Source organism: Gordonia sp. (in: high G+C Gram-positive bacteria) (assembly GCF_020438995.1).
In the GTDB taxonomy this organism is placed as follows: Bacteria; Actinomycetota; Actinomycetes; order Mycobacteriales; family Mycobacteriaceae; genus Gordonia.
This window is the reverse complement of the sequence record NZ_JAGQTN010000033.1, coordinates 1-2808: the sequence shown is the minus strand read 5'-3', so window position 1 is coordinate 2808 and position 2808 is coordinate 1. Positions and strand designations below refer to the sequence as shown.

Genomic DNA, 2808 nt, shown 5'->3' with positions numbered 1-2808 from the left:
GTATCAAACAACCGATTTCGACGATCCTGGAGGTCGCCGAGGACAAGAAGGTCGACGTCATCGGTATGTCGGGTCTGCTCGTGAAATCGACCGTAGTGATGAAGGAGAACCTCGAGGAGATCAATTCGCGCGGGTTGGCCGAGGAGTATCCGGTGCTGCTCGGTGGTGCCGCGCTCACTCGCGCCTACGTCGAGAACGATCTGACCGATACCTATGACGGCGACGTGCACTACGCGCGTGATGCTTTCGAGGGTTTGCGGCTGATGGACGACATCATGGCCACCAAGCGGGGGGAGGGGCCCGCCCCGGACAGCCCGGAGGCGATCGCCGCCGCCAAGAAAGCGGCCGAACGCAAGGCCCGGCACGAGCGGTCGAAGAAGATCGCCGCCAAACGTAAGGCGGCCGAAGTTCCGGTCGAGGTTCCCGCTCGCTCGGATGTGGTGTCGGACAATCAGATTCCGACGCCGCCGTTCTGGGGTACCCGCATCATCAAGGGCGTTGCGATCGCCGAGTACATGCAGTTGCTCGACGAACGCGCACTGTTCCTGGGTCAGTGGGGCCTGCGCGGCACCCGCGGCAACGATGGACCATCGTACGAGGATCTGGTGGAGTCCGAGGGCCGGCCACGGTTGCGGTACTGGATCGACCGGCTGTCGACGGAGAACATCCTGCAGCACGCCGCGGTGGTGTACGGCTACTTCCCGGCCGTCAGCGACGGTGATGCGGTACATGTGCTCACCGAGCCGCGTCCGGACGCGCCGGTGCGGTACACCTTCGAGTTCCCGCGCCAGCAGCGGTCCCGGTTCTTGTGCATCGCCGACTTCATCGCCTCCCGCGAATCGGCCATCGCCGCAGGACATGTCGACGTGCTGCCGTTCCAGTTGGTGACGATGGGCCAACCCATCGCCGATTTCGCCAACAAACTGTTCGCCGACAACGCCTACCGCGACTACCTCGAAGTGCACGGCATCGGCGTGCAGCTGACCGAGGCGTTGGCCGAGTACTGGCATCAGCGGGTGCGTTCGGAACTGTCGTTCGGTGAAGAGGACCCGGAGAACCCGCAGGGCTTCTTCGACCTCGAATACCGTGGTGCGCGTTTCTCATTCGGCTACGGTGCCTGCCCGGATCTCGAAGACCGCGCCAAGATGATCGCGCTTCTCGAACCCGAACGCATCGGTGTCGTCCTGTCCGAGGAGTTGCAGCTGCACCCCGAGCAGTCCACCGACGCGTTCGTTCTGCACCATCCGGAAGCCAAGTACTTCAACACCTAGCCCGCTGTGGGGTGGATCGGGACCGTATACGAGCCCCGATCCACCACATAGTTGTTGCCAGAAACGGCGCAGGGCGCTCCCACCCGGTTCACAGCAAACACGGCGACAGTGGGTCTCATGACCTCTGCAACTCTTGCGCGCTCTGGCAGTGCCCAGGTAGACACCGACGACCAGGCCGGGCCACCGGGAACCCCCCGATGGCTGCGCTGGTCGGTGCTCGGCGCGATCGTCGTCGTGGCGCTGGTTGTCCGCTGGCAGTTCCTCGACATCGAAACCCTCGACTATCGCGCGTTTCTGAGTCGCTGGTATTCGGTGCTCGACGCTCAGGGCGTCGACGCATTCAAGGAGCGGTTCGCCGACTACAACTATCCGTACCTGTATCTGATCTGGATTCTGACGGCGCTGAACATTCCGGCGCTGGTGGGGATCAAAGCGATCTCGATCATCTTCGACTTCGTGCTCGCCTTCTTCGCCTATCGCATCGTGGCGTTGCGAACTAATCGGTTTTCGTTGCGGGCGTTGGTATTCGGCGTCATGGTGCTGTTGCCGTCGGTGATCGCCAACAGTGCGTACTGGGGTCAGGCCGACGGAATCTACTCGGCGTTCGTGGTCGGCGGCATCTACTTCCTGCTCCGGGCGCAGCGGGAGCGGATCGACCGGTCGTCGCAGGTGTGGAATGCGGTGTGGGCGTGCGCGTTCTTCGGGCTGGCGTTGTCGTTCAAGTTGCAGGCGGTGTTCGTGCTGCCGGTGCTGGCGTGGCTGGTGCTGCGGCGACGGCTGCCGTGGCAGTCCCTGGCAGCGATTCCGCTGGTGTTCGTGCTGATGGAGGTACCCGCCCTGATCGCCGGTGCGCCGCTGCACGACGTGCTGACGGTGTATCTGGATCAGACCGGCTCGTACAAGAAGCTGACCCTCGGCGCCGCGAATCTGTACCAGCTCGTCCCGATCGACGGCGACGCCACCTGGTTGGCGCACGCGGGGATAGTCGCGGCCGGTGCGATCGTGGTGGCCTTCCTCTCGTGGTCGGTGTGGAAGAAGCCGGCAGTCACCCCGGCATCGATTTTGGCCGTCGCCACGGCGAGCGCGGTGATCGTCCCGTTCCTGCTGCCGGCCATGCACGACCGGTACTTCTACACCGCCGAGGTGCTCAGCGTGGTGCTGGCGTTCTACCTGCCGCTGCGCTACGCGATCATCCCGGTGCTGATCCAGCTCGCCGCGATCGGTGTCTATCACTCGTCGCTCACCGGTGATCAGGGGATGGGCGGTCCCGACGGTGGCTTCGGCGGTGGCGGTAACGGTGGTGGACCGGGCGGGGCGGGATCAGCCACGACTGCCACGACCACCTCGGGCGGCGCCCCGGGCGGTGGACAGCAGGGCGGCAACGGTGGACCCGGCGGTGGTGGCCCCGGCGGCGGCAACGACGGCTACACGTCGGGACGAGGAGACAGCACTCTGGCGATGTGCACCACCGCGATGGGCCTGTCGGCGCTGACCCTGATCTACGCCGTCGCCCACACGGTCCGTCGCCGGTTCAGTC

The 2808-nt window shown here is 64.9% G+C and carries 2 protein-coding genes; both read left to right on the top strand.

Going from position 1 to position 2808, the window contains the following annotated elements; translation table 11 throughout:
- Positions 1-1271 (top strand): vitamin B12 dependent-methionine synthase activation domain-containing protein (locus tag KDB67_RS02635; protein ID WP_291012078.1); only part of this gene is annotated, 1271 nt, incomplete at its 5' end.
- Positions 1272-1388: 117 nt separating this feature from the next.
- Positions 1389-2808, top strand: a 1420-nt coding sequence (locus KDB67_RS02630; protein WP_291012075.1) for a hypothetical protein, incomplete at its 3' end; no start/stop codon positions are given.